General features: G+C 66.9%; 32 protein-coding genes. 12 read left to right on the forward strand and 20 right to left on the reverse strand.

Annotation, left to right across the window (positions count from 1 at the left end):
* Window positions 1-163: 163 nt before the first annotated feature.
* The 3 genes from secA to ACTWPB_RS13620 all read left to right on the forward strand — a co-directional run bounded on the left by secA (window position 164) and on the right by ACTWPB_RS13620 (window position 3,744).
* Entirely contained in the window at window positions 164-2,965 is a 2,802-nt protein-coding gene (gene secA / locus ACTWPB_RS13610; protein ID WP_446226005.1) for a preprotein translocase subunit SecA, read from the forward strand.
* 96 nt (window positions 2,966-3,061) lie between these two features.
* A complete protein-coding gene (locus tag ACTWPB_RS13615; RefSeq protein WP_446226006.1) occupies window positions 3,062-3,328 on the forward strand; it encodes a hypothetical protein in 267 nt (88 codons plus the stop codon).
* Window positions 3,325-3,744 carry a type II toxin-antitoxin system VapC family toxin gene (locus ACTWPB_RS13620; protein WP_446226007.1) on the forward strand — a complete coding sequence of 140 codons (420 nt, stop codon included), beginning with the start codon at window positions 3,325-3,327 and terminating at the stop codon, window positions 3,742-3,744. Before ACTWPB_RS13615 ends, ACTWPB_RS13620 begins: the two co-directional genes overlap by 4 nt.
* A 16-nt stretch (window positions 3,745-3,760) precedes the next feature.
* Here ACTWPB_RS13620 and ACTWPB_RS13625 read toward each other — a convergent pair whose 3' ends face one another.
* Both ACTWPB_RS13625 and ACTWPB_RS13630 read right to left on the reverse strand, forming a co-directional pair.
* Window positions 3,761-4,084 carry a hypothetical protein gene (locus ACTWPB_RS13625; RefSeq protein ID WP_446226008.1) on the reverse strand — a complete coding sequence of 108 codons (324 nt, stop codon included), beginning with the start codon at window positions 4,082-4,084 and terminating at the stop codon, window positions 3,761-3,763.
* Window positions 4,081-4,359 (reverse strand): hypothetical protein, encoded by a 279-nt coding sequence (locus tag ACTWPB_RS13630; RefSeq protein ID WP_101466053.1) that lies wholly within the window; start codon window positions 4,357-4,359, stop codon window positions 4,081-4,083. Before ACTWPB_RS13630 ends, ACTWPB_RS13625 begins: the two co-directional genes overlap by 4 nt.
* A gap of 116 nt (window positions 4,360-4,475) precedes the next feature.
* Here ACTWPB_RS13630 and ACTWPB_RS13635 point away from each other — a divergent pair, with 116 nt between their 5' ends.
* Window positions 4,476-5,744 (forward strand): phthiocerol/phthiodiolone dimycocerosyl transferase family protein, encoded by a 1,269-nt coding sequence (locus ACTWPB_RS13635; RefSeq protein ID WP_446226334.1) that lies wholly within the window; start codon window positions 4,476-4,478, stop codon window positions 5,742-5,744.
* Between the two features lie 8 nt (window positions 5,745-5,752).
* On the opposite strand, the gene ACTWPB_RS13640 is transcribed toward ACTWPB_RS13635, so the two are convergent.
* The 8 genes from ACTWPB_RS13640 to ACTWPB_RS13675 all read right to left on the reverse strand — a co-directional run bounded on the left by ACTWPB_RS13640 (window position 5,753) and on the right by ACTWPB_RS13675 (window position 12,185).
* Window positions 5,753-6,166, reverse strand: a complete 414-nt coding sequence (locus ACTWPB_RS13640; RefSeq protein ID WP_446226009.1) for a PIN domain-containing protein — start codon at window positions 6,164-6,166, stop codon at window positions 5,753-5,755.
* Window positions 6,159-6,410: a type II toxin-antitoxin system Phd/YefM family antitoxin gene (locus tag ACTWPB_RS13645; RefSeq protein WP_446226010.1), complete on the reverse strand. Its 252-nt coding sequence runs from the start codon at window positions 6,408-6,410 to the stop codon at window positions 6,159-6,161. Before ACTWPB_RS13645 ends, ACTWPB_RS13640 begins: the two co-directional genes overlap by 8 nt.
* Window positions 6,411-6,477: 67 nt before the next feature.
* Window positions 6,478-7,992 (reverse strand): class I adenylate-forming enzyme family protein, encoded by a 1,515-nt coding sequence (locus ACTWPB_RS13650; RefSeq protein WP_446226011.1) that lies wholly within the window; start codon window positions 7,990-7,992, stop codon window positions 6,478-6,480.
* A gap of 51 nt (window positions 7,993-8,043) precedes the next feature.
* Window positions 8,044-8,811, reverse strand: a complete 768-nt coding sequence (locus ACTWPB_RS13655) for a glycosyltransferase family 2 protein (protein WP_446226012.1) — start codon at window positions 8,809-8,811, stop codon at window positions 8,044-8,046.
* Window positions 8,808-9,827 carry an NAD-dependent epimerase/dehydratase family protein gene (locus ACTWPB_RS13660; RefSeq protein ID WP_446226013.1) on the reverse strand — a complete coding sequence of 340 codons (1,020 nt, stop codon included), beginning with the start codon at window positions 9,825-9,827 and terminating at the stop codon, window positions 8,808-8,810. Before ACTWPB_RS13660 ends, ACTWPB_RS13655 begins: the two co-directional genes overlap by 4 nt.
* A gap of 133 nt (window positions 9,828-9,960) precedes the next feature.
* Window positions 9,961-10,287, reverse strand: a complete 327-nt coding sequence (locus ACTWPB_RS13665; RefSeq protein WP_446226014.1) for a hypothetical protein — start codon at window positions 10,285-10,287, stop codon at window positions 9,961-9,963.
* Window positions 10,284-11,150: a hypothetical protein gene (locus ACTWPB_RS13670; RefSeq protein ID WP_446226015.1), complete on the reverse strand. Its 867-nt coding sequence runs from the start codon at window positions 11,148-11,150 to the stop codon at window positions 10,284-10,286. The genes ACTWPB_RS13665 and ACTWPB_RS13670 overlap by 4 nt, the downstream gene beginning before the upstream one ends.
* Window positions 11,151-11,156: 6 nt before the next feature.
* A complete protein-coding gene (locus ACTWPB_RS13675) occupies window positions 11,157-12,185 on the reverse strand; it encodes a 3-oxoacyl-ACP synthase III family protein (protein ID WP_446226016.1) in 1,029 nt (342 codons plus the stop codon).
* A gap of 236 nt (window positions 12,186-12,421) precedes the next feature.
* Here ACTWPB_RS13675 and ACTWPB_RS13680 point away from each other — a divergent pair, with 236 nt between their 5' ends.
* On the forward strand, window positions 12,422-13,507 hold the full coding sequence (locus ACTWPB_RS13680) for a cytochrome P450 (RefSeq protein WP_446226017.1): 1,086 nt from the start codon (window positions 12,422-12,424) through the stop codon (window positions 13,505-13,507).
* A gap of 44 nt (window positions 13,508-13,551) precedes the next feature.
* On the opposite strand, the gene ACTWPB_RS13685 is transcribed toward ACTWPB_RS13680, so the two are convergent.
* A complete protein-coding gene (locus ACTWPB_RS13685; RefSeq protein WP_446226018.1) occupies window positions 13,552-14,271 on the reverse strand; it encodes a hypothetical protein in 720 nt (239 codons plus the stop codon).
* A 212-nt stretch (window positions 14,272-14,483) separates the two neighbouring features.
* Window positions 14,484-14,645, reverse strand: coding sequence for a hypothetical protein (locus tag ACTWPB_RS13690; RefSeq protein WP_446226019.1), 162 nt, complete (start codon window positions 14,643-14,645; stop codon window positions 14,484-14,486).
* Here ACTWPB_RS13690 and ACTWPB_RS13695 point away from each other — a divergent pair.
* Window positions 14,644-14,976 carry an ArsR/SmtB family transcription factor gene (locus ACTWPB_RS13695; protein WP_378632642.1) on the forward strand — a complete coding sequence of 111 codons (333 nt, stop codon included), beginning with the start codon at window positions 14,644-14,646 and terminating at the stop codon, window positions 14,974-14,976. The two genes, ACTWPB_RS13690 and ACTWPB_RS13695, sit on opposite strands and share 2 nt — an antisense overlap.
* Before the next feature lie 56 nt (window positions 14,977-15,032).
* A complete protein-coding gene (locus tag ACTWPB_RS13700) occupies window positions 15,033-15,701 on the forward strand; it encodes a type 1 glutamine amidotransferase domain-containing protein (RefSeq protein ID WP_446226020.1) in 669 nt (222 codons plus the stop codon).
* Window positions 15,702-15,762: 61 nt separating this feature from the next.
* On the opposite strand, the gene ACTWPB_RS13705 is transcribed toward ACTWPB_RS13700, so the two are convergent.
* Window positions 15,763-16,209: a hypothetical protein gene (locus ACTWPB_RS13705; protein ID WP_446226021.1), complete on the reverse strand. Its 447-nt coding sequence runs from the start codon at window positions 16,207-16,209 to the stop codon at window positions 15,763-15,765.
* 73 nt (window positions 16,210-16,282) lie between these two features.
* Entirely contained in the window at window positions 16,283-16,741 is a 459-nt protein-coding gene (locus ACTWPB_RS13710) for a MarR family transcriptional regulator (protein WP_446226022.1), read from the reverse strand.
* 207 nt (window positions 16,742-16,948) lie between these two features.
* Between ACTWPB_RS13710 and ACTWPB_RS13715 the strand changes: the two genes are divergently transcribed.
* The gene (locus ACTWPB_RS13715) at window positions 16,949-18,883 is read left to right on the forward strand and encodes an N-6 DNA methylase (RefSeq protein WP_446226023.1); all 1,935 of its coding nucleotides are present in this window, start codon (window positions 16,949-16,951) and stop codon (window positions 18,881-18,883) included.
* Between the two features lie 162 nt (window positions 18,884-19,045).
* Here ACTWPB_RS13715 and ACTWPB_RS13720 read toward each other — a convergent pair whose 3' ends face one another.
* A complete protein-coding gene (locus tag ACTWPB_RS13720; RefSeq protein WP_446226024.1) occupies window positions 19,046-19,363 on the reverse strand; it encodes a hypothetical protein in 318 nt (105 codons plus the stop codon).
* Between the two features lie 188 nt (window positions 19,364-19,551).
* On the opposite strand from ACTWPB_RS13720, the gene ACTWPB_RS13725 reads away from it, so the two are divergent.
* Entirely contained in the window at window positions 19,552-20,412 is an 861-nt protein-coding gene (locus ACTWPB_RS13725; RefSeq protein WP_446226025.1) for an Ig-like domain-containing protein, read from the forward strand.
* Window positions 20,413-20,439: 27 nt separating this feature from the next.
* Here ACTWPB_RS13725 and rsgA read toward each other — a convergent pair whose 3' ends face one another.
* On the reverse strand, window positions 20,440-21,444 hold the full coding sequence (gene rsgA / locus ACTWPB_RS13730; protein ID WP_446226335.1) for a ribosome small subunit-dependent GTPase A: 1,005 nt from the start codon (window positions 21,442-21,444) through the stop codon (window positions 20,440-20,442).
* Complete coding sequence (aroA, locus tag ACTWPB_RS13735) at window positions 21,441-22,781, reverse strand: 3-phosphoshikimate 1-carboxyvinyltransferase (RefSeq protein WP_446226026.1); 1,341 nt, start codon at window positions 22,779-22,781, stop codon at window positions 21,441-21,443. Before aroA ends, rsgA begins: the two co-directional genes overlap by 4 nt.
* Window positions 22,782-22,843: 62 nt before the next feature.
* On the opposite strand from aroA, the gene ACTWPB_RS13740 reads away from it, so the two are divergent.
* Complete coding sequence (locus ACTWPB_RS13740) at window positions 22,844-23,629, forward strand: SOS response-associated peptidase (RefSeq protein WP_446226027.1); 786 nt, start codon at window positions 22,844-22,846, stop codon at window positions 23,627-23,629.
* Between the two features lie 25 nt (window positions 23,630-23,654).
* Here the strand turns inward: ACTWPB_RS13740 and ACTWPB_RS13745 are convergent, their stop codons facing one another.
* Window positions 23,655-23,966, reverse strand: coding sequence for a hypothetical protein (locus ACTWPB_RS13745; RefSeq protein ID WP_446226028.1), 312 nt, complete (start codon window positions 23,964-23,966; stop codon window positions 23,655-23,657).
* Between the two features lie 93 nt (window positions 23,967-24,059).
* A complete protein-coding gene (ybaK, locus tag ACTWPB_RS13750) occupies window positions 24,060-24,536 on the reverse strand; it encodes a Cys-tRNA(Pro) deacylase (protein ID WP_446226029.1) in 477 nt (158 codons plus the stop codon).
* A 244-nt stretch (window positions 24,537-24,780) separates the two neighbouring features.
* Between ybaK and ACTWPB_RS13755 the strand changes: the two genes are divergently transcribed.
* Both ACTWPB_RS13755 and rsrA read left to right on the forward strand, forming a co-directional pair.
* On the forward strand, window positions 24,781-25,416 hold the full coding sequence (locus tag ACTWPB_RS13755) for a sigma-70 family RNA polymerase sigma factor (RefSeq protein ID WP_174552018.1): 636 nt from the start codon (window positions 24,781-24,783) through the stop codon (window positions 25,414-25,416).
* 20 nt (window positions 25,417-25,436) lie between these two features.
* A complete protein-coding gene (gene rsrA / locus ACTWPB_RS13760; protein WP_446226336.1) occupies window positions 25,437-25,694 on the forward strand; it encodes a mycothiol system anti-sigma-R factor in 258 nt (85 codons plus the stop codon).
* A gap of 84 nt (window positions 25,695-25,778) precedes the next feature.
* Here rsrA and ACTWPB_RS13765 read toward each other — a convergent pair whose 3' ends face one another.
* Complete coding sequence (locus ACTWPB_RS13765) at window positions 25,779-25,853, reverse strand: 50S ribosomal protein bL37 (RefSeq protein ID WP_022597109.1); 75 nt, start codon at window positions 25,851-25,853, stop codon at window positions 25,779-25,781.
* Window positions 25,854-25,933: the final 80 nt, after the last annotated feature.

Consider the following 25,933-nt stretch of genomic DNA (forward strand, 5'->3'; position numbering starts at 1 on the left):
CGGCAGGTGAATCGCGGTGCCGGGCAACGAGGCTCGCCGGGCATTGTGACCTGGGGCAATGACTGCCCCGGTACGTCGGGCACGGGTCCACGCCGCCGGGTACGGTGGTCTGCGGACTACCATCGCCGTTAAAGACACTCCGACCAGAGGACTGACGAGACCCGTGCCTGCGCTGACACTGACGAGGTTGCTACGGATTGGTGAAGGTCGCATGGTCAAGCGGCTCTCGCACCTCGCCGATGAGGTCATCGCGTACGGCGACGAGATCGAAGCGCTGACCGACGACGAGCTGCGCGCCAAGACCGACGAGTTCCGCCAGCGCTACGCCGACGGGGAAACCCTCGACGACCTGCTGCTCGAGGCCTTCGCCGTGGCGCGTGAGGCGTCCTGGCGCGTGCTGAACCAGAAGCACTACAAGGTTCAGATCATGGGTGGCGCCTCGCTGCACCTGGGCAATATCTCGGAGATGAAGACCGGTGAGGGCAAGACCCTGACCTGTGTGCTCCCCGCGTACCTCAACGCCATCTCCGGCGATGGCGTGCACGTGGTCACGGTCAACGACTACCTGGCCAAGCGCGACGCCGAGTGGATGGGCCGCGTGCACCGTTTCCTCGGTTTCGAGGTCGGCGTGATCCTGGGCGGGATGACCCCCGCCGAGCGTCGGGTGGCCTACGCCGCCGACATCACCTACGGCACGAACAACGAGTTCGGCTTCGATTACCTGCGCGACAACATGACTCACTCCCTGGACGATCTCGTCCAGCGTGGTCACAACTTCGCCGTGGTCGACGAGGTCGACTCGATCCTCATCGACGAGGCCCGCACCCCGCTGATCATCTCGGGCCCGGCCGACGCCTCCTCGAAGTGGTACGCCGAGTTCGCGCGCATCGCGCCGCTGCTCAAGAAGGACGTCCACTACGAGACCGACATCAAGAAGCGCACCATCGGTGTGCACGAGGCGGGCGTGGAGTTCGTCGAGGATCAGCTCGGCATCGACAACCTCTACGAGAGCGCGAACTCGTCGCTGGTGAGCTACCTGAACAACGCCATCAAGGCCAAGGAGCTCTACCAGCGCGACAAGGACTACATCGTCCGCGACGGCGAAGTGATCATCGTCGACGAGTTCACCGGCCGCATCCTGGTCGGCCGCCGCTACAACGAGGGCATGCACCAGGCGATCGAGGCCAAGGAGAAGGTCGAGATCCAGCCGGAGAACCAGACCCTGGCCACGATCACCCTGCAGAACTACTTCCGCCTCTACACCAGGCTGTCCGGCATGACCGGTACCGCCGAGACCGAGGCCGCCGAGCTGCACTCGATCTACAACCTCGGCGTGGTCCCGATCCCGACGAACAAGCCGATGGTCCGCAAGGACCAGGCCGACCTGATCTACAAGTCCGAAGAGGCCAAGTTCGCCGCGGTCGTCGACGACGTGACCGAGCGGCACGAGAAGGGTCAGCCGGTCCTGATCGGTACCACCAGCGTGGAGCGCTCGGAGTATCTGTCCAAGCAGTTCACCAAACGCGGTGTGGCCCACTCGGTGCTGAACGCGAAGTTCCACGAGCAGGAAGCCCAGATCATCGCCGAGGCCGGTCGTCCCGGCGCGGTCACCGTGGCCACCAATATGGCCGGTCGTGGTACCGACATCGTGCTCGGCGGCAACGCCGACATCATCGCCGACATCCTGCTGCGCAAGCAGGGCCTCGACCCGGTGAACACCCCCGACGAGTACGAGGCCGCCTGGCATTCCGCGCTCGAGCAGGTCAAGAAGCAGACCGAGGACGACGCCGAAACGGTTCGTGAGGCAGGCGGTCTCTACGTGCTCGGCACCGAGCGCCACGAGTCGCGTCGGATCGACAACCAGCTGCGTGGACGTTCGGGCCGCCAGGGCGACCCGGGCGAGTCCCGCTTCTACCTCTCGCTGGGCGACGAGCTGATGCGCCGCTTCAACGGTGCCGCGCTCGAGTCGATCATGACGCGGCTGAACCTGCCCGACGATGTGCCGATCGAGGCGAAGATGGTCTCCAAGGCCATCAAGAGCGCACAGACCCAGGTCGAGCAGCAGAACTTCGAGATCCGCAAGAACGTGCTGAAGTACGACGAGGTCATGAACCAGCAGCGCACCGTCATCTACGGCGAGCGCAACCAGATCCTGCGTGGCGAGGACATGGAGGGTCAGGTTCAGAACATGATCACCGACGTGACCACCGCCTACGTCGACGGTGCCACTGTCGAGGGCTATGTCGAGGACTGGGATCTGGACAAGCTCTGGACCGCCCTCAAGACCCTCTACCCGGTGAGCCTGGACCACAAGGAACTCGCCGGCGAGACCGCCACCGGCGACGCGGGCGAACTCACCCGCGACGAACTCCGCGAGACCCTCCTCGAAGACGCGCACAACGCCTACGAGAAGCGCGAACAGGAGATCGACGGCCTCGCCGGCGAAGGCGCCATGCGCAACCTGGAACGCCAGGTCCTGCTCTCGGTCCTGGACCGCAAGTGGCGCGAACACCTCTACGAGATGGACTACCTCAAGGAGGGCATCGGCCTGCGCGCCATGGCCCAGCGCGACCCGCTGGTCGAGTACCAGCGCGAAGGCTTCGACATGTTCGCCGCCATGCTGGAAGGCCTGAAAGAGGAGTCGGTCGGCTTCCTCTTCAACCTCCAGGTGGAAGTCCAGCAGCCCCAGCCCGAAGGCGTCTCGATCGACAAGGGCCTGCGTTCCCCCGTCGGCGCCCGCCCCCAGGCCACCCCCACCGAAACCCAGGCCCCACCGGCCTTGCGTGCCAAGGGAATCGGCGACCAGGCACCCCGAGCGATGAACTACTCGGGCCCCGCCGAAGACGGCCGCGCCGAATCCCACTCCGACGCCCAGGAATACGGCGGCGGCCAGCAGTCGGGCACCCGCCGCGAACGCCGTGAAGCGGCTCGCACCGATTCGAAGGGCGGCAAGCGCCGCCGCTGAGACAGAGCTAGCTGATCAGCACGACCGAGGCCCCGCTTTTTTGCGGAGGCCTCGGTCGTCTTCCGACCCGTCAGTCGTGCATGTGCAATTGCATGCATGGTCGCCTTGCAGATTCGTGACGTTCCAGAGCCGCTGCGTGATCAGTTGGTCGCGCTGGCGCAGCGACGAGGGCAGTCGCTGCAGGCTTTCCTGTTCGACCTGGTCCGCGATGAAGCTCGCCGTCAGGACAACATCGCGGTTCTCAAACAGTTCAGTCCCGCGACGTGGGACGTCGCTTTCACCGCGCAGGAAGTCGTGGTGGCCCTGGATGCTGAACGCGCGGAGCGTGATTCGGTGCTGGACGGTCCGGAGATCGGCGAGTGATCGTGGTCGATGCCCCGGTCTTCGTCCATGCTCTCCTGAATCCTGATCCCCTCGGTGACAGCTGTCGCACCGCCCTGGAAGCCGACAACCGCTGGATCGCCCCGCAGCACTGGACTGTCGAGGTCCTCTCGGTGATCCGCCGCTTCACCCGGGCGGGCACCATCACCACCGAGCAAGCGGCCCGAGCGGTCACCGCCGTGGAAAAGCTGGACCCCGAAGTCCCGGTAACCCGCGTTCTCGTCCCGAGAATATGGGAGCTACACGACAACCTGACCGCCTACGATGCCACCTACGTCGCCGCGGCTGAGGCCTACGGCTGCGACTTGCTCACCACTGATTCGCGGTTGGCGAACGCTCCTGGAATCACCTGCACGGTTCGCGTGCTGCCGGCAGCGGCGGGCACTTCACCGCGATAGCGACACTCTTAGATCGTCAACTGGCCCGGTGGATCGGGTGGACGCGCGAAAGCGCGCGTTTGGCTTCGGCCAGGGAGATCATCTGGTCTTCGTCGTCGATATCGGCGACGGCCGCTTCGGCCCATTCTCGGAGCAGGGTCGACACGCCTACGCGGCGTTCGTCGGCGAGGGTTTTCAGGCGGCTGTGTAGGCCGAGGGGGAGGCGGATCGACGTGGTCACCATGATGTCTTCGTTGACGGGAAGGCGTGGTGGGGCGTCGGTGGGCTCGTCGGAGAAACTCAGCCGATCCATGAAGTCGGCGAGTTCTTCTCTGCTGGACGGAAGTCCTGGCTCGCTCATGATTGGCTCCCACTTTCCCACTGCTCGAATTGCGCCAGTTCCTCGGCGCGCATCGTGCGTGCGCCGATGATCACCCACGTCCAGTCCTCCCGCTGTCGCATCACCACGATCAGCGGGCGGCCTGCTGTGGTGCGCCCCCACACCGTCAGGACGGTCACCTGGCCGTCGAAAGCCGGGCGTGGCCACCGTCGTGACGCTGCGAGGACCTGCCGAACCTCGCTGGGTTCGATGCCGATCAGGTGAGCGATCGCCCAATCAGGCCACTCGAAACCCATAAGTCCATAATACGCATGTAGTAACACCATGTGAAAGAGCTGAGTATCGAGCGGATGCCGGTTCGCTACGCTCGCGTGACACAGTTGCCGATACAAGGGAGGCCGCGTTGGGTGAGGTGATGCGGCCGCTGTCGGCATCGGAACGGTGGTTCTGGCTCGTCGATCAGTTGTCGCCGGCCAATTGCGTCGTCCGATTGCGGGTGCGCGGCCCGATCGGTGCCTACCGTCTCGAAGAGGCCACCGACGCGCTGGTCGCGGAGTTTCCGTTGCTGCGAACAACGGTTGTCGACGGCCCGCGTTTCGCCCCGTCCGCCGACCCGCACCTACCGGTCCTGCACCGCATCGCCGATGACCCCGACGAGTGGCGCACGGTCTTCGACGAACAGCTGGCCGAGCCCATCGACCTGGCGACGGCACCGGGACGACTCATCGATTTGGCTTGGCGCCCAGGCACTTCCGAGGAACACCACGACCTGATCCTCGTGTTGTCCCACGTCCTGGTAGACGGCCGCTCGATGGCATCATCGGTGTGGCGAATCCTCGCTTACGCCTTCGGATCTCCGCTCCGCACGGCCTCGCGCCCACCGATCCCGGCCCCCGACGACCTCATCCCACCCGCGCACACGCGCCTCGTACGCTGCCTACGCGCCAACATCACCGGCCAGCTCACCGCCATGGCCCGCCGCCCGACCAGCCTGCCCGGTACCCCGCCACCGCTCCCGATTCGCCGCACCCGCACCGTGATTCGCACCATCGAGGGTGAAACTCTCACCGGCCTTCGCACCCGCTGCCACCAGCACGACGTCACCATCAACGCCGCATTGACCGCCGCGCTGGCCAACGCCCTCGGCGAACTCGCCCCCCGACCCTCCGGCGTCGCAGGCATCGGCATCCCGGTAGACGTCCGCTCCCGCCTGAACCCGCCCCCGGCCGACGACGAGCCCGGCATGTTCACCGCGGTAGTCCCCACTGTCGTCCCCTACGGCCCGGCCCACTCCCTCTGGGAGGCGGCCCGTGCAGCGAAAAGCCAACTGGCCCAGCGGCTAGCGAACAACAACGACCTCACCGCCCTGGCCGCCATCCGCTACGGCTGCCCCCGCTCCCTCGAATCCGGCAGGCGCACCATCGAACTCATCGATCGCCGTGCCCCCTGGAACGTCACCCTCAGCAACCTCGGAAGCCTGACCCCACCCGAAACCCCTGAGCCCCTGCACATCACCGCTCTCACCGTCGCCGGAACGAACTCCTGCGCCAGCGCCCTCACCGTTGCGGTTGCCACCCTCGGCACCACGATGTCGATCACCTTCTGCTACGTCGACACGATGCTCCCGCGAACAACCATCGAGTCCATGGCCGACCGAACCATTCGCTCCGTCACCCGCTGACTCAGCGGCTACACGGCGACGATGTTGATCAGCGGACCGAGTCCCTTGAAGTCGTCGGGATTTCGGGTGTAGAGCGGCAGCGCATGTTGGACGGCCGTGGCCGCGATCTGCAGGTCAGCGACCCGGCGCCGGGGCTTGCGGCCGATCTGCTCGACCAGCAACGCCAGCGACCCGTATACGTGCGCGGTGTCGATATCGAACGGGAGCGGTTCGAACGACCGGACAACCCAGTGGAACCGCAGTTGGCGCTGTGCCTGGTGCACCGGATCCTTGGCGGCGTGGATCCCTGCCGCGAGTTCGGCGACGCTGACGGCGCTGATCGCGGCATCCGCGGCGGCAGGCAGGCTCGCTTGAACGTCGCTGTAGTCGATGAGGACCGATGTGTCGAGGAGGATGTGGAGTGGCTCGACGGACTCACTCACCGTCGGGCATTTCCGGGTCGATCATCGCGTCCAGGTCGGTGCGCCACTGCTGATAGTCGACACGTGGCAGTCGGGCACTGGTACGGGCCAGCTCGGAGACAGGCACAAAGGTCCGTCGGGCGAGCGGCTCGAGCTTGGCCACGGGGTTGCCGTTGCGAGTGATGATGAAGCTCTCACCTGCTTCGACCGCGGCTAGCACTTTTCCGCTGTCGTTGCGAAGGTCGCGTTGCTGGATCTGCTTCATAGGAGTGAGTGTACGCGCGGGCGCTACGTGGTGTACAGAATGCTACAGGAGGTTCGGATTCGCAGGCTTAGGTGAGCAGACCGCGCACGAGCTCCCGCAGTGCCGCCCGGTCCGGCTTGTTGGTCCGTCCGCTGACCGGAATCCGGTCAAGCACCACGATGTCATCGGGCACGGCGGTGGTGTCGATGACTTTCGGCAATCGCTCGCGAAGTAGCCCGACGACGTCCCCAGCTCCAGGCTCGATGACCACAGCGAGTACGATCCGCTCGTCGCCGATCTCGTCCGGTAGGCCGACCATGATCGCCTCGCGTACTCCGTCGATCGCGGTGATCACCGGCTCGTACAACCCCGGGTAGATGTTGGTCTTGCCCCGGATCATCATGTCCTTCTTGCGTCCGGTGAGGACCAGTTGCTTGCCGTCCCAGCGCGCGAGGTCGCCGGTCGCGATCTCGGTCAGTGGCTCCCCGCCGAGATATCCGCGACACAGATTCGGGCCGGACAACACGAGTTCGCCATCGTCGGCGATCCGCGCCGTCACGCCCCGTACCGGTGCCCCGAGCAGATCCCCGTCGTGTGCGAGCTTGGCGGCGCCGGTCGCGACCGCCACCGGCAGGATCTCCGTCATTCCGTAGATCGCGAGAAACTCGGTGTCGGGCAACGACTTCTGCGCCCGGCGAAGGAGTGCGGAAGTGACAGGTGCCCCGCCGAGAGCCACCTGACGTAGCTGCGGTGGCGCCGAAAGATCACCGGCTTCGACAGCATCGAGTGCGACAGCCAGATCGGCCGGGGTATAGAACGCGTGCGTCGCGCTCCGCAGATTCCGCGTGAATCGGACCGGGTCGATATGCGTGCCGAACCGCGGATATCGCGGCATCGCCCACCGCGCCCCCGCCATCAGCGCGGGCAACCCCATCATGAGCTGCTCGGTGTGCAGGAAGGCGCCGGGCGCGAGACTTGTTCGCCCGCCCATCGCGGAAAGCCCCGCACTCAACGAAGCACGGTTGTGCACAACAGCTTTCGGCTCATCGGTGGTCCCGGAGGTGAACACGATCAACGCCGCCGCATCGGGATCCGTGGAAGGAAGCGCGGTTTCGCGCGCATCACCGGTGAACCGCCGCAGTGGAATCGACCCGAACGGCGTCCCCGGCACCCACACGCCACTGTGGATATGTCGAACACCGAGCGCGCCGAAGCGCGGCAGTTCCAACCCCTTCTTGCGCCCGAAGCGGGCGAGCGGACCGCTCACCGCGTACAGCAGCGATTCCGTGGCAGCCCAGGAAGGTTCGACCACGCCGACCCGCTTGGCGAAAAGCTCCGGCCCTACTCCGGGGTCGACGAACACGATCGTCCCGCCCGCGGCGATCACCCCGAAGATCAACAGCACCGACGACACGCTCGGCCGGATCGAGAACAGCATCCGATCACCCGCCGCGAACCCCGCCTCGCCGAGGTTGTGCGCCACCCGGCCGACGGTATCGACCAGTTCCCGGTAGGTGAACGCGCGCTTGCCGACCGTGCCGAGCGCCGAAGCATCCGGAATCCGTTCAGCTTGCGCGGCAAGCCGTTCGAGAAAATCGGTCATCGGTGGTCCCCTCGGTAGTCGATGACGGTACGCGGGTGTTTCTGGCGCGCCTCACCGGATATCGACCACCTCGGGCCGATACCGATGATCGGCGTACCAAGCGAGTGTCTTACGAATACCCCAGGCGCGCACCCGGCGATTCGAGCCGTACACCCGCATGTCCCGGCGCAAGCCGTAGTCGGTGGTGATCGTGCGCACCGCGTTGACCAGCGCCCGATCCTCGTGCAGATCCTCGATCGCGGTCCGCGGGAAACCCCCGGCGGCGACATACAATTCGGCGGTGATCGCCACATTGCACCCCGGCGTCATCACATACGGCCCGAGGTATTTCGGATCCCGATTGCCCGGACGCACTTTGCCGAAGGCCGACGCTACTTCCAGGGCCACCCGGATGATCGTGCGGTCGATCCGCGAAACATCTTCGTCGGTGCGAGGAATCAGCTGACCACTGACCAGCCGCAGACCGGAGTCGAACCCGGCCTTGATCCGGCGCGTCCAGTCGGGGGCGGGCAGGCAGTCGGCGTCGGTGCGCGCGAGGTAGGTTGCGCCCTGCGAAATCGCGTAGCGCATTCCGGTATCGGCGGCAGCGCCAGTGCCTTTCTGTTGCTCGTCGATCATCACGATGCGCGGCACCGGATGCGTCGAAGCGAATGTCCGTACCACCTCGACGGTGCGATCGGTCGAGTTGTTGTCGACCACGACCACCGTGAAATCCGTGTCCTGTTGCGCTGCTAGGGCATCCAGGGTCTTGCCGATGCCACCTTCTTCGTCGAAGGCGGGAATCACCACCCAGAGTGTGCCCGGTTCGCGAGTACTCACATGTCCTCCAGCAGCCGGTCGAGCCCGCCGATCTGGGTGACCCAGCGGTGGAAGTTGTCCAGGCCGGTCGCGAAGGGCACGGTCGGCCGATAGCCCAGTTCCCGCTCCGCGCGTGAAATGTCGTAGGTCGCCGACCGCGTGACGAGCGCGACCGCGTACCGCGACAAGGGGGGATTCCACCGCTGTGCGACCGCCGGTATCCGCCACAGTGTTTCGATCGCAGCCAATGTCCCACCGAGCACCGGCGCGGGCACCGTGCGGCTCGGCCTGGCCACCGTGAATCGTGCTGCCACGGCATCCAGCGTCGGCCACACCGAAACCGGTTCCGCATCGGCCACGAAATACGCTCGCCCGCCGATATTCTCGGCTTCCAGTGCGTGCGCCACGGCGTCGACGAGATGGTCGATGTAGCACAGCGAAGCCCGAACATCGCGTCCACCACTGAGATCCGGCAACCGGCCCGCACGCAACTTCGCCAGAATCTGCACGATCGGCCCGCGCCGATCTCCTGGCCCCCACACCGCCCGCGGCCGCAACGAACACGTCGTGAACCCGGGTGCGTTAGCGGCGAGTACCAATTGCTCAGCGACAGCTTTGGTTTCGCAATAGCTGTTCAGAAACCGTGCAGGATAGGGCACCGTCTCATCGATCCCCAGCTGGTCCCCACCATCGGGTGCCATCAACGCGCTCGGGCTCCCGATGAACACGAACCGCTCCACCCCGGCCGCCGCGGATTCCTGCACCAGCCGATCGGTTCCCGCCACATTGACCGCGAAGAACTCAGCAGGTCTGCCGAATTCGCCGAGTAGGGCAGCAGCGTGCACCACAGCCCGCACCCCGGTGACCGCCCGCGCCAGCGCGGCGGAGTCCCCGAGATCGGCGACGACCACCTCGACACCTTCCGGCGCCGAAGCCGAATCCCGGACCATCGCCCGAACCGGCACTCCCCGCGCCACCAGCCCACCCACGATCGCTCTACCGACGAACCCGCTCGCGCCGGTCACCAGCACAGTCATCGCGCCACGCTGTACCGTCGACGAACTCGCGAGCCGAAGCCGGGCAGAGCCACCGTGCCCCACCTCAGCGCACCGATCACCCGCCTGGCCGACGGGAACCCGGTGGCCGCACCACCCACGCCCGGCGTATCGATCACCGTTCGCCCTCGCCCAACGTCTTCCACCAGGTCGCCCCGAGCAGCATCGTCATCACGGCGGCGCGACGAGCCGAGATGCCCCGGTCAGCGGCCACTTTCCGCGCTGCCGGGATCTGCGCGGCATGTACCCCGACGCTCAGCACCACATCGATCCAGAAGGCCACCCGCAACCACCTGGCCCGCAACGGCCGCACCACACCGACGATCAGAAACACCCAGCCGACCACCGGAATCGACCGCAAGGCCAGCACCGTTGCCCGGCTCGGCACCCCCGTCGAGGTATCGGCGGACGCGCGATGGCTGCCAGGTCGCGGCGTATTCACCGCACACCAACCCCTCGATAGGTCACCGCCGCCGCGGTGGGTCCACCATCGGCGGCCACGAACAGCAACGGCCGATCGGCCAGTCCCGCATCACGTGCGGCCACGAACGCGGCGGTCAGCGCGGAAGTGTGCGCGTCCGCGGCGAAGTCGTCGGTCACCACCGCACCCACACCGAGCTGGGCAGCCAGTTCCCCGGCGAAATCCGCTGTCGGCTTGCCGCACAGCAGCACCACCTGCGCGGCGTCGATACCGTCGGCTGCCAGCGCTTCGCGCGCGGCGATCGTGGCGTGTTCGACGAGTTCCGCTGTCCCGGCGAGCAATTCCACTGTCAGCGACGAGCGCCCTTCGGCGCCCATCGCGGACAACTTCACATACCCCTGCGGATCGGGCAGCACGTCACCAGCGCTCACATGGACGCCGCCGAAACCCGCGGCCTCAGCGGAATTCTCGAGGACGAAAGCCGCCCCGACAGGCTCGAACGCGAACTCCGCGCCTGCCTGCCCCGACGGATGCGCATCGCCGGAAACCACGATCACATGCCCGGAAGGCAGGTCGGCGAGCAGCGAGGCGGCCACTCCCACCGCGTTCACCACCCCGCAGGCACCGTTCATCAGATCGAACGACAAACATGGCACGTCACCGCGCCGGTAGTCCAACCCGATCCCCGCGGCCTGCTGGATCAGCGCCGCGACCGCCGGTTCCACGAGGTTCGCATCGCGATAAACCCCCACGTTGATCAGCGCGTCGACCTGGTCGGGCCGACAACCAGCCCCCGCCAACGCCGCGCCCGCGGCGTCGGCCGCCTGACCCACCGAGCTGACGCCGCCGCTGCGCGTCGTGGCTGAAGAAATGATGATTCCCATACTGTCCTATACCCGCAGATCGCCGATTGTCACCGACAAGAATCCGGCGACCACCCCGGACGCTGCCGGTACCAGCAATACTTTCGACCCCGGCGCGATCAGTCCCTGCCGCAACGCGTCGTGCAACACCACGAAATGTGAGGTCGACGCGGTGTTGCCGTATCTGTCGAGCACCGCGAGCCCCGGCGGCATCGCCGCGTCGAATTCGCGCTCGGCGATCTTGTTGATCAATTCCACGGCAGGGCCGCTGAATTGGTGATGGATCAGGTAGTTGTAACTCTCTTCGGCGAAGCTGGAACCGCGGGCTGCGAGGAACTCCAGCTGCCGCGAGGTCCACAGCAGGTACCTCGACTCGTTGTGCATCGCGCGATTGTCGGTGTAGAGCGCGACCCCCGGTCCCTGATCGCTGGGCATCCCGAGGCACAGCTTCGCGAAAGCGGCGCTGGTGTTGAGCTCCACGTAGTCGAGCCCGGGCCCGTCGGTACCGTCGAGCACCACCGCCGCTCCGGCATCACCGACGGTGAGCGAGGCGAACTGCGGGTCGTACTTCTGCGAGATCTCCCGCACCGCGGTATCGGCGATCGGCGTGATGCATTCCCCTGACACCACCATGCCGCGACGCACCGCACCGGATCGAATCATCCTGTCCAGCAGCAGAACTCCGGTCATCATCCCGGCGCACGCATTGGACACGTCGAAGTGGATCGCCCGGTTGGCCCCGAGCACGGTGCGCAGCATCAGGGCGAACGACGGTTCCAGGCAGAAGTCCTCGCCACGGGTCCGGGTGATCGAACAGGAGATGATCACGTCCAGCTCGGCGGCGTCGTAGCGCGAATTGTCCAGTGCGCTACGGGCAGCGGCGAGGGCGATGGTGAACGAGTCCTCGGATTCGCCGCGTACCCTGCGCGCCCTGACCCCGCTGACCTTCTCCAGATCCAGCGGCGCGTCGACAGCCAGCTGCGCCAGCAACTGCGCCGTGGTCACTTCCCTGGCCGGCAGATATGCGCCGACGGCTTCGATTGTCGATCTCACCATGCTTGTTCACTTCCAGATATCGCGTGATGCACAGATCACCACCAGCGCATCTCGCCGATCCTAGCCACAGACCTTCACTAATCGGGCCGGGTCGATTAGATTGTGCCGGGGTGTGGAGCTCGGCCCGACGCCATGAACTAACCCTACTCGCCGCAGGTCAACCCTGGTTGCCTGGATTATTGCTGCTTGGCAGGTTCGCGCGGCCGATCCGCAAGGTTCGCACACTCGGCTGGTTCGTGGCCGATCCACTGGTGGCCCGCCAGATCTATAACGACAGCACGCATTTCAGCATCGTGTCCGAGGGCGCGGCCGGGCACTGGTGGGCGCAGGTCATCGGCGACTGGGTCGAGGATCTGTTCGAAGGGCCGGGTCATACCGACCTGCGGACCAAGGTGCGCGACCTGTTCACCCTCACCCACACCGACGCCCTGGTCGAGCGCGTGATCGGTCCCGACCTGCGTGACCTGCGCGAGCGGCTCGCCGCGGGGGAGACCGTCGACATAGCCGCCCGCGCGCAGATCCTGGTGGGCCGCAGCGTTTCCGACCTGGTCGGCATGCGCCCCGAAGACATCGCCGCAGCTATCGGTGGCGACTACACCGACGACGAGGACGCCCTGTTCCTGCGGCTGTTCCATCATGTCGAAGAGCTGGTCAACCTGGGTTTCGGCACCATGGCCTCGACGACGCTCGACCCCGTCGCCCTGGCCCGCGCGCGTGAGCTGGCCACCCAGCTCGCGGTGAATGTCCCCGCCGCGTACGCCCGCGCCGAGCCCGATACCACTCTCGGCCGCTGCCGTGAACTCGGATTGGATGTGGAGCACGCGGGCGGCCTGGCGATCCTGATGGCTGTGGCGGGCACCGACACTCTCGCCAGCGCCATGACCAGAATGGTCGCGATCATGCACGACACCGGCGAGCATCGCGCCCTGCTCGCCGCGCCCGACCGGCTCCCCGACGCGGTCCGCGAGACCCTGCGGGTCACCAGCCCCGCCTACCTCGTCGGCCGCTCGGTCACGGCGGACGTCCGCATCGCCGACCGCGACCTCCGCGTTGGCGACCACGTCAAGATCCTCACCTGGACCATCAACAACGCCGCGGGCGAGTTCCGTGTCGACCGCGACTACAACCCCGAAACCCGCCAGCTCTGGTTCGGCGGCGGCCGCCACCTCTGCCTCGGCGCCCAGCTCGTCCACTCCGAACTCACCGCGCTACTCGTTGCGCTGACCGTCACCGGCCGCCCCTGGGAAATCGTCGAACGTCGTTATCGCAGAAAGGTTTTCATCCCCACCTACGAGAAGTTGCGGATCCGTCTCGCACCGTGAACAGCACGAAGGCCCCGTCCGGGACGGGGCCTTCGCGAGGTCTACTACTGGTTTTCCGGTGCGTTGATCCGGTTGTTGAAGCCGATGCCGATGGCGATCGCGGCGGGGACACCGGTCAGCACCAGGCCCGCGGCGGCACCGAGCGGGATGCCGACGGCGGCACCGGCGAGGCAGCCTGCGATGCCGGTGGCGCCGCCGAGGGTGAGCACCGGGATGCCGAGGACCAGGCCGCCGACGCCGCCGATGGCGCAGCCGGCGAGGCCGCCGATGAGGGTGCCGACGAGAGTGCCGATGGCGGTGATGATGCCGAACTGGGTGGCCGCGGCACCGACGGCGTCATCGAAGGCGTCCTGGCGAACGACGTCCTTCAGCAGGGAGGACGGGCGGGCCGAGGCCGCGTCGGTGCGCGGGGTCAGGGTGGCGCGGGTGCCGTCGATGTCGGCGTCGATCGGGTACTCGAGGTCGTTGAGCGTGTAGGCGAGCGGCAGGGCGGCGACGACATTGCCCTGGTTGTCGCGCACCTGGAACTGGTTGTTGTCGGTGGTGAGCGAACCCGCGTCGGTCTGCACGACGACCGCGTCGCCCTCGATACCGGTCTTCCAGTTGATGCCGGGCAGCACCTGCTGCACGCCCTGGCCGACGCCGTCGAGGAAGGCCGGGATGGGCGCGGGAGCAGGCGCCGGAGCGGCGTGCGACGTGCCGGTGGCAACACCGAGCGCGGCGATGACAAGTGCGGAGGTTGCGGCAACCTTGCTGATGTTCATGAATGCAGTCTTTCCGTCAATGGCGGTGCTCCCGGGGGAGCGCAGGCCCTCGATCGAGCACCCATGATCAAGTGTCCAACTGTTTGTTGCTGGAATGTAACTTAGAAAGTCCTAAGAGTTCAAAACGGACAGTGACGTGCGTCATTCTCGATGAATTCGATTAGCTGTTAAGAACTTTCGCTCGCAATTCACCCCTGGTGATCTGAAACACATCAAAGTCGCAGTCCGGTGACCACCCGCAATCGCCGTGCGAGGTCGGAGACGAACACCCGCTCCGGGTCGACTCGATCCCGCACCCGCCGCCCTTCGTCGAGCCGCGGGTAAGCGCGCGGTGCCGTCGGCGTCCACTCGGCGATTAAGCTGGGCAGCGCCATGGGAGAGCCACGCACACTGCACGGGTCGCCGGTCGAACTCGGCCGTCGCGCGATCGGTGATGTCGAGATCCGGGAATGGGCCCAACGCTTCGACCTGCTGTCAGACCCTGGTCGCCTGGAAATCCTGCTGTGCCTGCACCGCTCGCCCGGCATCAGCGTCGGGGAGCTGGCCGCCGCGGTCGGCCGCAACGAGAACGCGATTTCCCAGGCTCTGCGCGTGCTGCGCCACGAGGGTTGCGTCACCTCTAGCCGGGAAGGCCGATCGGTCACCAACCGGCTCACCGACCCGATCATCCACGAGATTCTCCACACCATCGGCGCCAAGCACTGACGTCGAAATCCACCTGCGATCCCTCGGAGGCGATGATGGCGAAGATTCTGTTCGTAATGACCGGTGCCGATCACTGGACGTTGTCCGGCAATGTCAAACGCCATACCGGTTATTGGGCCGACGAATTCGCCACGCCCTACCGGGCATTCACCGAGGCAGGCCATGACGTCGTGGTGGCGACACCTGGTGGAATGAAGCCGCCGGTGGATCTGGCGAGTCTGGCGCCGGTGCCCAACGGTGGCGAAGAGGGTGCACGGAGAGTCGCTGAGACCATCAAAGGCGCCGCACCGCTGGCGAATCCGATCCCTCTCGGCGACGTGAGGTCGGCCGACTACGACGCGGTGTTCTATCCGGGCGGCCACGGACCGATGGAAGATCTCGCGGTGAACAAGGATTCGGCGGCGCTGCTGGTCGATACCTTGCACTCGGGCAAGCCGCTCGCGCTGGTCTGCCACGGCCCTGCGGCGATCCTGGCAACCGCCGCCGGCGGGCCCTCACCCTTCGAGGGCTACCGCCTCACCGCCTTCAGCGATGCCGAAGAACGTCTGGGCGGGCTCGCCGACCAGGCCAGATGGCTGCTCGAAGACCGGCTGATCGAACTCGGCGCGGACTATCACAGCGGCGAACCGTTCGCGCCGTTCCTGCAAGCCGACCGCAATCTGCACACCGGTCAGAACCCCGCCTCGGCCGGTCCACTGGCCGCGGCGGTGCTCGATGTTCTGTAAATGCTTGTCGCTCAGGTGAATTCGGCGACAACTCGGAGCGGGCGGGGTTGGCGCGCGCCGTTCACGTGGCGGATCCGGGACGGACGATCATGAGCACGACCACGGCCGTCCACAGCAGGTTGTAGATTCCCGCGAGCATCGACAGCACGCGCAGGCGCTTGCCGTCGTCGGGCTGGTCGAGGGCTTCGCGCTGCATCGGCACGATCTGCACGGCGAGCAGCCCACCCGCCACGGCGGTGGTCACCATCGCGGTGGTGATCCAGATTTCGTTCATCCGCCCCTGGATCGTGGCCAGCACGATGCCGATCACCGGCACGATGATCGCGAGTTTCGCGTAGTTCCCGGCGATCCGGTGCATGGCGACCGCGACCGGCCTATTCCGTACCGACTCCGGATCCGGCCCACCGGCGACCGGTGCGTACCGGGGAAAAAGACTGGTGGCGACCGCTGAGCCGCCGACGAAGACGATGCCCGCGAGCACATGCACGGACAGCAAGACGTGTTCCAACTACCGACTCCCTCCGACCTTCACTGTGTTTGAAGCCTAGCTCGAGCTTCAGTCATATTGAAGGTTGGATTCGTCACGCCTGAGGTCGAGGCGGGAATTCCCCGGCGAACGCGTCGACGATCGCCGCGCCGACGCGCCGCAGAATCGGATCGGCTTCCGCGCCGAACAGCTGAGTGTCCACCCGCGCCACCGCCTTCCGTGCCTCCGCGAGCAACCCCGCCCCCGCCGCCGTCAACTCGATCGCCGACGCCGACCCCGCCCGCGCCGTCCGATCCTGCACCAACCCCGCCCCGACAAGGCCTTTCACCGCGGCATGCACACTCTGCACACTCGTTCCCGACATCCGCGCCAACTCGCTGAACGAGGCCCCCGGCACCCCATTGATATGCCCGAGCAACCCCAACCGGGCCACCGTCAAATCCAGCACCCCCAACTCCACCCCCAACGCCGCCTCCACCCGCCGAGACATCGTGATCACCAAGATGCTCGGGCTCGTAGCCGGCGGTCCAGGACGCTCGTTCTCGGTGGTCACCACCCCATTTTCCCGCACGAGACCGCAACAGTCGTATTCCGGCCGTCGCCTCGCCATGGCGGGGGTGATCGCGGCATGGATTCCGCTCTCGGTCAGGTCCGTTCGCGCCGGGGAATGTTTTCACTGTGGACATTGAAAACATGTGTACTGACGTCGGGTTATGTCAACGATGATGTGTAAGGTTCGACCTTGACCAGAGGAGACCCCTTGTCAGACTCGACGCCCACCGTCGCCGCCGCCGAGATCTCCCGGCTGGCCGGTGTCACCCGCGCCACCGTGAGCAACTGGCGCCGCCGGCACGCCGACTTCCCCGCGCCGGTGCCGGGGGGCTCCGAATCGCGGCCGCTGTTCGACCTCGCCGAGGTGCAGCACTGGTTGCGCGGACATGGGGTCACCGCGGCGGATTCTCCTGTGCAGCACCTGCGTACCGTGCTGCGCTCCGAGGTCGCGCCCGAGGATGTCGCGGGACTGATGGCGTTCGTGGCCGACCCCACGAGTGCGGCCGAGGATGCGGCGCACGAGGCGGTGCGGGCGGCGATCGGCGAAGTCGGCGTGCAGCAGACACTGGCGGTGCTGGCCGAACGCGGCCTCGACGGTCCGAGTACCGGCATCTACCCGACAGATCAATCCGTTGCCGCCTTGATGGCCGACGTGCTCGCCGCGTCCGCGTCGCCCGCCCCGCGCTCGGTACTCGACCCGGCCTGCGGTGGCGGCACCCTGTTGCTCGAGGCCGCCCGGATCGGCGCCGACCGGCTGGCGGGTCAGGACATCCTGCCAGTACAGGCGAGCCGCACCGCCGCGCTGCTCAGTACGCTGGCTCCCCGGGCCGAAACGGATATCCGCACGGGCGATGCCTTGCTCGCCGACGCGTTCACCGATGTCGAGTTCGATGCGGTGCTATCGAATCCGCCCTATTCGCAACGGGATTGGAGCGCCGATGAACTGGCGCTCGATCCGCGCTGGGTGTATTCGGTACCCCCGCGCAGCGAATCCGAACTCGCCTGGGTCCAGCACGCCATCGCCCATCTACACCCCGGCGGCACCGCTGTTCTGCTGCTCCCACCCGCTGTCGCGGCCAGGTCTTCGGGTCGCCGCATCAGAATGGAACTGTTGCGGGCGGGCGCATTACGTGCCGTGATCGCCTTACCGCCCGGCGCGTCGACTCCGCGCCAGGTAGGGCTGCAACTGTGGGTCCTTCGGCGTCCGGGCAAGGGGTATCCGAAAGATACATTGCTGTTCGCCGATACGACCCGCTTACCCGATCATGGTGGAGAACAACCGGATTGGCAGGCCCTCGCCGAAACTGTCGTCACCGCGTGGCATGCCTTCGACCAGGGTGACGACGCCACCGTCCCCGACGTGACCGCCGTGGTCCGGGTCATGGATGTCCTCGACGACGACGTCGATCTCACGCCCGCCCGGCAGGTGCGCGCCGCCGTCGACCCCGACCGCGCCTCGGCCTCGGCCCGCGCCGCCATCGGTCAACTCGGTGAGAACCTCACGCAACTGCATGCCATCGCTGATGCTGTCCGCGAATGGGATTCGGCGCCGGGCACCGTGTGGCGCTCGGTGGCGGTCGGCAACCTGATCGCAGGCAAAGCCGTGCGTATCGTCAGCAGCACCCCCGACGCCGTCGCCGCCGACGCCACCCAGCGCCCGGTCCTCACCGGCCACGACCTGCTCAACAGCCGCGCCCCCTCTGGCCTCACCGCCCCCGGTGCGCCCGTCGGTGACCCGATCGAGGAAGGCGACGTCCTGGTAGCCCGCCTGCGCGACGACCACGGCGCCGCCCAGGGCACCCGCGTCGCCGAAGGCACCGACATCGGCGCCGTCCCCGCCGCCGGCGTCCTCGTCTTCCGCACCGACCCCACCCGCATAGACCCGTGGTTCTTCGCCGGCTTCATCGGCAGCCCCGACAACGCCGCCGCCATGTACGGCACGACCACCATCCGCCTCGACCCCGCCCGCCTCCGCATTCCCCTGCTCGCGCTCCCCGATCAAAAGACCTACGGCGAGGCCTTCCGCCGCCTCCACCACCTGCGAGTAGCCGCCCACGCCACCGCCACTGCCGCCCACCGAGCCGCCGACCTCATAGCCACCGGCCTCACCGCGGGCGCCTTGGAACCCCACCCCGAAAACTGACCGACCACCTCGCACCGGGCCGATCGGACTGCTCGTCTGTCGGCGCCGCCGACGGTGGGTGGGGCGCAGTATCGTGCGGTGGACCGTATCGGGCGTTGGGTGCGACCGACGGACGGTATGAGATCTCCGGGGGGCTGGGGAGGTCCGCTACCGCGCGCTGAACTAAGCGGGAAGTGCGGGGAGGGTTCTCGCGTGGGTTATCTCGGGGGAGACCGTGATGATGTCGCAGGCGGCGGCGATGCGGTGGGGCAGGTCGGTGCCGAGGTGGGTGAGGCTGGGGGTGACGATCGCGGCGGCTTCGGTGGTGGTGACCACGTCGATCAGGCGGCCGATCGGGTCGTCGGTGCGGTCGCTGAAGACGACGGTCTTGGTGAAGCGGTAACCCAAGCGCTCGGCTAGGGAACGGATCTGCGTTTCATCCCAGGACTGGGCGACACCTGAGATGTCGCGGCGCAGGTAACCGATCGCCGGTGGCTTCATGGGCATGACGGTACCGGCGGACCGTGTCGAGGTTGTGAACGCGAGCCGACGCGAGTCGAATTCGAAATCTGAACGATATCTATTTCGGATTTGGTTCCGCCGGGTACGACGGCGTGATCTACTGCTCGCCACTCGGGCGAATCAGCGCCTCGACGACGTCGAGGGCGTCCGGCGTACTGGGAGAGGAGATGATGGTGGACAGAAGAGCGCAGCGTGTGGCCATGTTCGCGGCCGCGGCGGGGCTGGCGATGACGGCGTTTCCGGGATCGGCCGTGGCCGCTGCGGCGGCTATCACCTGGGACGACGGCAACAGTCGTTTCACCAGGACCGTGTCGAACACCAACCCGGTGGTCGGCGACACGGTGACCGTGACGACGAAGTTCGAGCGCACCGGAATTCCGGTGGAGTACATCTACTCGATCAAGGATCTGCACCCGGCGTGCCTGACCCCGGTCGCGGGCTCGGCGAAGATGTCGGGTGAGGTGGTGTCGATCGACACGTCGTCCTCGGACTGGGTCCGTGCCGAGTTCGGCATCACCAAATACCCGGTGTACCCGAACATTTCGCCGAAATCGCAGACCTTCGAGATCCAGTACAAGGTCGGCGTGAACTGCGCCCGCGATACTCCGCTGCCGACGTCGATGCACTATGGCGGCTCGCTCGGCGACGGCACCTATCAGGGCAAGGGTCCGGCCATCACGGTGTCAGGCGACGCCGTGTCCAGCACCACCATCACCGAGGTGCCTGGTGCGCAGGTCGGCAAGGCCGTCACCCTGGAGGCGAGCGTGAGCCCGCCGGCCGCGGGTGGCACGATCCAGTTCAAGGCGGGCGACAACGTGCTCGGCGACATCCCGGTCGGCGCGAACGGCAAGGCGAGCATCGTCTGGACGCCGGGTGCCGCGGGCTCCTACAGCATCGGCGCGGCCTTCTCCGGGCGCAGCGGTGTGGCGAGTTCGTCGACCACCACAACGGTCACCGTGGCCGAAGTGCCGACCGACGGCGGCGGTGGCGATGGTGGCGGCGTCGATACCGGGTCGTTCAGCTTCTGAAAAGTTGACCCGGCACGGAATCGGTTGCTACCAAGCATCATTGGAGATCAGGGCGGTGAGCAGCGTGCGAATCGCGGCGACCCGCCGTTCCGTGCCGGGCAGCTGATCGAGCGCGCATTCCGGATCGGCGGGCGGCCCGAGGTGGGTGCAGCCGCGCGGACAGTTCTCGATGGCACCGGCCAGGTCGGTGAACGAGGCGATCACATCGTCGGGAGTGATGTGGGCGAGACCGAAGGAACGCACCCCGGGGGTATCGATCACCCAGCCGCCCTGGGGTAGCGGCAAGGCCACCGACTGCGTGGAGGTGTGCTTGCCCTTGCCGACTCCGGACACCTCGCCGACCGCCCGATAGGCGTCGGGCACAAGACGATTCACCATCGTCGACTTGCCGACACCGGAGTGTCCGATCAACGCGGTGAGCCGGTCGCTCGCGATCTCGAGCACCGGCTCCATCGGGTCGTCGATGCCGGCGTAGAGGATCTTGAGATCGAGACCGTCGAAGGCGGAGGCGAATTCGGATTCCGCGACCAGATCGCGCTTGGTCAGCACCAGAATCGGTTCCAGCCCACCGGCATACGCGGCCACCATCGCCCGCTCGACGAAACCGGTGCGCGGCGGCGGATCGGCCAGCGCGACAACGATGAACAGCTGCTGGGCATTGGCGACGACGATGCGCTCGAACGGATCGGTGTCGTCGGCGGTGCGGCGCAACACGGTGCTGCGCGCGCTCACCCGCACGATGCGGGCCAGGCTGTCGGGCCTGCCGGTGAGGTCACCCACCACGTCGACCTGATCGCCGACGACGATCGGGGTGCGGCCCAGCTCGCGGGCGCGCATGGCGACGATGCGCCGGTCGGAGTCGCCGTCGAGCACGCACCCCCAGCGGCCGCGGTCGACGGCCACCACCATGGCGGCCTCGGCGTCGGCGTGCTGCGGACGGGTCTTGGTCCGGGGACGCGACGACGCCTTACCCGGGCGCACCCGGACATCGGATTCGTCGTAGCTGGCTGAGGATCGCCCCTGGCGGCTCAGCGCGCCACCCCCTCGCCGGATAACGCGGGTGCCAGCATCTGTTCCCACAGCGCGACGAAGGTCGGCAGGGTCTTGGCGGTGGTGCCGATGTCCTCGATCTCCACGCCGGGCACGCGCAGCCCGAGAATCGCACCGGCGGTGGCCATTCGGTGATCGGCGTAGGAGTGCCACCGACCGCCGTGCAGCGGGGCGGGCACGATCTCGAGGCCGTCCTCGGTCTCGGTGACATTTCCGCCGAGGCGGTTGATCTCGGCGGAAAGTGCTGCGAGACGGTCTGTTTCGTGCCCACGCAGATGGGCGATGCCACGCAGGCGCGAGGGCGAATCGGCCAGCGCGGCCAGTGCGGCGACGGTGGGGGTGAGTTCGCCGACGTCGTGCAGGTCGATGTCGATGCCCGCCAGGCGTTGCGGGCCTGCCACGGTGAGAATGCCGTCGAAGATGCGGGCCTCGGCGCCCATCCGGACGAGGATCTCGCGGATCACGTCACCGGGCTGGGTGGTGCCGCGCGGCCACATCGGGATACTCACCTCGCCGCCGGTCACCGCGGCCGCCGCCAGGAACGGGGTGGCGTTGGACAGATCGGGCTCGATGTCCCAATCGACCGCGCGGATCGGGCCGGGTGCCACGGTCCAGGTCTGGGCGTTGCCGGAATCGGCGGGGGTCTGCACGGCCACGTCGGCGCGACGCAGCATTTCCACGGTCATCTCGATGTGCGGCATCGACGGCAGCGCCTTGCCGTCGTGGTGGACGGTGATGCCCTCGTCGAAGCGGGCGGCCGAGAGCAGCAGGCCCGAAACGAACTGTGAGGATCCCGAGGCGTCGATGGTGACGGTGCCGCCGCGCAGGGCGCCGGTGCCGTGCACGACGAACGGCAGCGCGTCACCGTCGACATCGAGACCGAGCTTGCGCAGGGCGTCGAGGATGGTGGTCAGCGGGCGCAGCTTCGCCTGCTCGTCGCCGAAGAACGCGACATCGCCCGTGGCCAGTGCGGCGGCGGGCGGCAGGAATCGCATGATGGTGCCCGCCAGGCCGCAGTCGACCGCGGCGCTGTGCAGGGGAGCCGGGGTGATCTCGAGCGTCTCGGCGTCGCCGGTGATCTCGGTGCCGAGGGCGCGCAGGGCCCCGATCATCAGGTCGGTGTCGCGGCTGCGTAGCGCACCGGTGAGCGTGGACGGCCCATCGGCCAGTGCGGCCAGGATGAGCGCGCGGTTGGTGATGGACTTCGAACCGGGCAGGGTCACGGTCGCGTGGACGGGGACCTCGATATGGGGCGCAGGCCAGAAACTCACGCCCCCATCTTCGCTTATGTGCGGTTCGGACACACCGGTGGTGCGCATTTCGGCGTGGGGTGGTGTCGTCAGCAGGTCTTCTGTCGGTCCCCGCGCGTATCTTGACCCTTATGTGTGGACGATATGCGACGACCACGAATCCGGGCCGGTTGGCGGCCGAACTGGACGCTGTCGACGAGACGGGGCTCGACGAGCCGGATGCCGCCGTCAGCTACAACGTCGCGCCGACCACCCAGGTGCTCACCGTCGTGGAACGGCACGCGCACGGCGAACCCGACGACGATCCGCGCCTGCGGATCCGGCGCATGCGCTGGGGCCTGATCCCGCACTGGACCAAGGCGGCCGAACCCGGCGTGCCCGCCAAGGGCAAGCCGCTGTTCAACGCGCGGGCCGACAAGGCGAGTACCGCGCCGTCGTTCCGCGACGCGGTCGAACACAAGCGGTGTCTGGTGCCGATGGACGGCTGGTACGAGTGGCTGGTCGAGCCGGCGCCGACCGGCAAGGGCAAAGCGGTGAAGCGGCCCTTCTATATGTCGCACAGCGACGGTTCCCTGCTCTACATGGCCGGACTGTGGTCGGTCTGGCGTGATCGCGGCCAACCCGACTCCGAGCCGCTCATGTCGTGCACGATCCTGACCACCGACGCGAGCGGCGAGCTGGCCGACATCCACGACCGGATGCCGTTGCCGATGCTGCGCGAACACTGGGACGCATGGCTGGACCCGGACCACCCGGCGCCCGCTGATTTGCTGATGCCGCCCTCGCAGGCGGAACTGGCGACGATCGTGGCGCGCCCGGTCTCCACCCTGGTGAACAACGTGCGTAACAACGGCCCAGAACTGCTCCTGCTCGACGCGACCCACGACGACGAGGCCGGGCAGACCACATTGCTGTGATCATGCCCGACCTCGGGTACCGGATTCAGAGCGAGCAGGGCACCGAATCGGTGGCGATGTTCAACCCGCACTTGATGATTCCGGTGACCAGATCGATAACCTCGGTGGCGACCCCGCCGCCGAGCTTCTCCGCCTTATCGGCGCTCTGATCGGTTTCCGGCGCGGTCTTCGGTGAACTCCTCGGCGTGGCGCCTTGGCCGTTGAGCGGATAGTCGCCGGGTTCGGCCTGCGACGGCGGGACCACCTGCGGAGCCGCGGTGGCGGGGGCTAAAGCGGCAGCGCCGAAAGTGATCAACAGGGCACCGGACAGGGCGGCGATCGTCGAACGAGCGGACATTTTCGCATCACATCCTCTGGTCGAATCGAATCGGTCGTACCGGGCGCAGAATGCACCGAAGTGAATTCGGAGCCACGAGCCGATCGGATTGCCTCAGCTGGTGATCGGCGCGGTGACGGCCGCGCAGGCGCGCACCAGGTCCGCGGGCGCCAACTCGATTTCGAGACCGCGTTTACCCGCGCTGCACAGCACCCGATCCCAGTCGAGCGCGGAGGCGTCGACAACAGTGGGCAACTTCTTGCGCTGACCCAGCGGCGAAACCCCGCCGAGCACATAGCCGGTGGTGCGCTCGGCCTTGGTCTTGTCGGCCATATTCGCCTTCGACGCGCCGAGCGCGGCGGCCGCCGCCTTCAACGACAACCGCGCGGGCACCGGGACAACGGCCACCGCCAGCGCACCGGATGAGAGTTCGATCACCAGCGTCTTGAAGATCTGCGCGGCGTGCACTCCCAGCTCGTCGCCGAGTGCGTCGACTGCCTCGTCGCCATAGGACTCCGCCCGCGGATCGTGGGAATAGGAATGGACGCGATGGGCGATACCGCAGAGGGCCTTGATCGCGGGAGTCGACATAGCGCCTCACCTTAATCGGGGCCACACCCCACCCGGCAACCACATTTCCGCCCGGTAGGGGAACACGAACGCGGGGGTGCATGTTGCACACAAGTGACAAGCCAGCGCGGTCCGCCGAAGACGTGAAGGAGAGATAGTGACACTGCTGCTCGAGGAACGTCCTCTCCTGCCACGGGGTGCGCGCTTGCCGATCGATTCCGCTGTGCCGGTAGATTCGGCTATTACGGCGATCGAAGGGATTGGTGTGACGAGCGACGACGACGTGGTGTCCGACGGTGCGTCCGGCACAGAAGTCGACGAAGCCGAGCTGGCGGCCCGGTTCGAGCGCGATGCGCTCCCGATGATCGATCAGCTCTACGGCGCCGCCCTGCGGATGACCAGGAACCCGGCCGATGCCGAGGACCTGGTGCAGGAGACGTTCGTGAAGGCGTTCCAGGGGTTCAAGTCGTTCCGGGAGGGCACCAATCTGCGTGCCTGGCTGTACCGGATCCTGACCAACACCTACATCAACTCCTACCGCAAGAAGCAGCGTCAGCCCGCGCAGTACCCGACCGACGAGATCACCGACTGGCAGCTGGCGGCCACCGCCGAGCACTCCTCGGTCGGACTGCGCTCGGCCGAGGTGGAGGCGCTGGACGCGCTGCCCGACGACCAGATCAAGTCCGCGCTGCAGCAGCTACCGGAGGAATTCCGGATGGCGGTGTACTACGCCGATGTCGAGGGCTTCCCGTACAAGGAAATCGCCGACATCATGGGCACCCCCATCGGTACCGTGATGTCTCGGCTGCACCGTGGACGCAAGCAGCTCAAGGGCCTGCTCGCCGACGTGGCGCGCGAACGTGGATTCGACCGTGGGGAACGCCAGGAGGTAGTCAAGTGAGTGACGATCCCGATCTCGACATGGACTGCACCGCGGTCCTCGCGGATGTGTGGCTCATGCTCGACAACGAGTGCGACAACGCCACTCGGGAGCGCCTGCGGGAGCACATGGACCACTGCAGCCCCTGCATCGAGGCCTACGGCATCGAGGAGAAGATCAAGGGTCTGCTCAGCCGCAAATGCGGTGGCGAGCACGCTCCCGATGGTCTGCGCGAGCGCCTGAAGCTGGAGATCCACCGGACGATCACGGATGCCAGGATCGAGACCACCGAGGGCTGATCAGCCCTGAATACGGAAACAGCACGCTCTCTCCTTGTGATCGAGAGAGAGCGTGCTGTTGTCGTCTGTGCGCAGCGGCACGACTCAAGCGTTAGGACGCTTGCCGTGGTTTGCGGCGTTGCCCTTGCGGCTGCGCTTCTTACGTCCACGCTTACCCATGGGAGCTCCCTTCTCTGTCTGGTCGAGAGCCATTGTTTCATGTGTGTAAGGCTGTAGCTTCGGCGGATACCGGCCACCGT

Source organism: Nocardia sp. IBHARD005 (genome assembly GCF_052814245.1).

Bases quoted from the DNA above. Each gene is read 5' to 3' on its own strand.
- ACTWPB_RS13615 (WP_446226006.1), top strand. From the start codon at position 3,062: ATGGTCGCCTTGCAGATTCGTGACGTTCCAGAGCCGCTGCGTGATCAG.
- ACTWPB_RS13625 (WP_446226008.1), bottom strand. From the start codon at position 4,084: ATGAGCGAGCCAGGACTTCCGTCCAGCAGAGAAGAACTCGCCGACTTC.
- ACTWPB_RS13630 (WP_101466053.1), bottom strand. From the start codon at position 4,359: ATGGGTTTCGAGTGGCCTGATTGGGCGATCGCTCACCTGATCGGCATC.
- ACTWPB_RS13645 (WP_446226010.1), bottom strand. From the start codon at position 6,410: ATGAAGCAGATCCAGCAACGCGACCTTCGCAACGACAGCGGAAAAGTG.
- ACTWPB_RS13650 (WP_446226011.1), bottom strand. From the start codon at position 7,992: ATGACCGATTTTCTCGAACGGCTTGCCGCGCAAGCTGAACGGATTCCG.
- ACTWPB_RS13660 (WP_446226013.1), bottom strand. From the start codon at position 9,827: ATGACTGTGCTGGTGACCGGCGCGAGCGGGTTCGTCGGTAGAGCGATC.
- ACTWPB_RS13670 (WP_446226015.1), bottom strand. From the start codon at position 11,150: ATGGGAATCATCATTTCTTCAGCCACGACGCGCAGCGGCGGCGTCAGC.
- ACTWPB_RS13675 (WP_446226016.1), bottom strand. From the start codon at position 12,185: ATGGTGAGATCGACAATCGAAGCCGTCGGCGCATATCTGCCGGCCAGG.
- ACTWPB_RS13685 (WP_446226018.1), bottom strand. From the start codon at position 14,271: ATGAACATCAGCAAGGTTGCCGCAACCTCCGCACTTGTCATCGCCGCG.
- ACTWPB_RS13695 (WP_378632642.1), top strand. From the start codon at position 14,644: ATGGGAGAGCCACGCACACTGCACGGGTCGCCGGTCGAACTCGGCCGT.
- ACTWPB_RS13690 (WP_446226019.1), bottom strand. From the start codon at position 14,645: ATGGCGCTGCCCAGCTTAATCGCCGAGTGGACGCCGACGGCACCGCGC.
- ACTWPB_RS13700 (WP_446226020.1), top strand. From the start codon at position 15,033: ATGACCGGTGCCGATCACTGGACGTTGTCCGGCAATGTCAAACGCCAT.
- ACTWPB_RS13720 (WP_446226024.1), bottom strand. From the start codon at position 19,363: ATGAAGCCACCGGCGATCGGTTACCTGCGCCGCGACATCTCAGGTGTC.
- ACTWPB_RS13725 (WP_446226025.1), top strand. From the start codon at position 19,552: ATGATGGTGGACAGAAGAGCGCAGCGTGTGGCCATGTTCGCGGCCGCG.
- aroA (WP_446226026.1), bottom strand. From the start codon at position 22,781: ATGCGCACCACCGGTGTGTCCGAACCGCACATAAGCGAAGATGGGGGC.
- ACTWPB_RS13740 (WP_446226027.1), top strand. From the start codon at position 22,844: ATGTGTGGACGATATGCGACGACCACGAATCCGGGCCGGTTGGCGGCC.
- ACTWPB_RS13745 (WP_446226028.1), bottom strand. From the start codon at position 23,966: ATGTCCGCTCGTTCGACGATCGCCGCCCTGTCCGGTGCCCTGTTGATC.
- ybaK (WP_446226029.1), bottom strand. From the start codon at position 24,536: ATGTCGACTCCCGCGATCAAGGCCCTCTGCGGTATCGCCCATCGCGTC.
- rsrA (WP_446226336.1), top strand. From the start codon at position 25,437: ATGGACTGCACCGCGGTCCTCGCGGATGTGTGGCTCATGCTCGACAAC.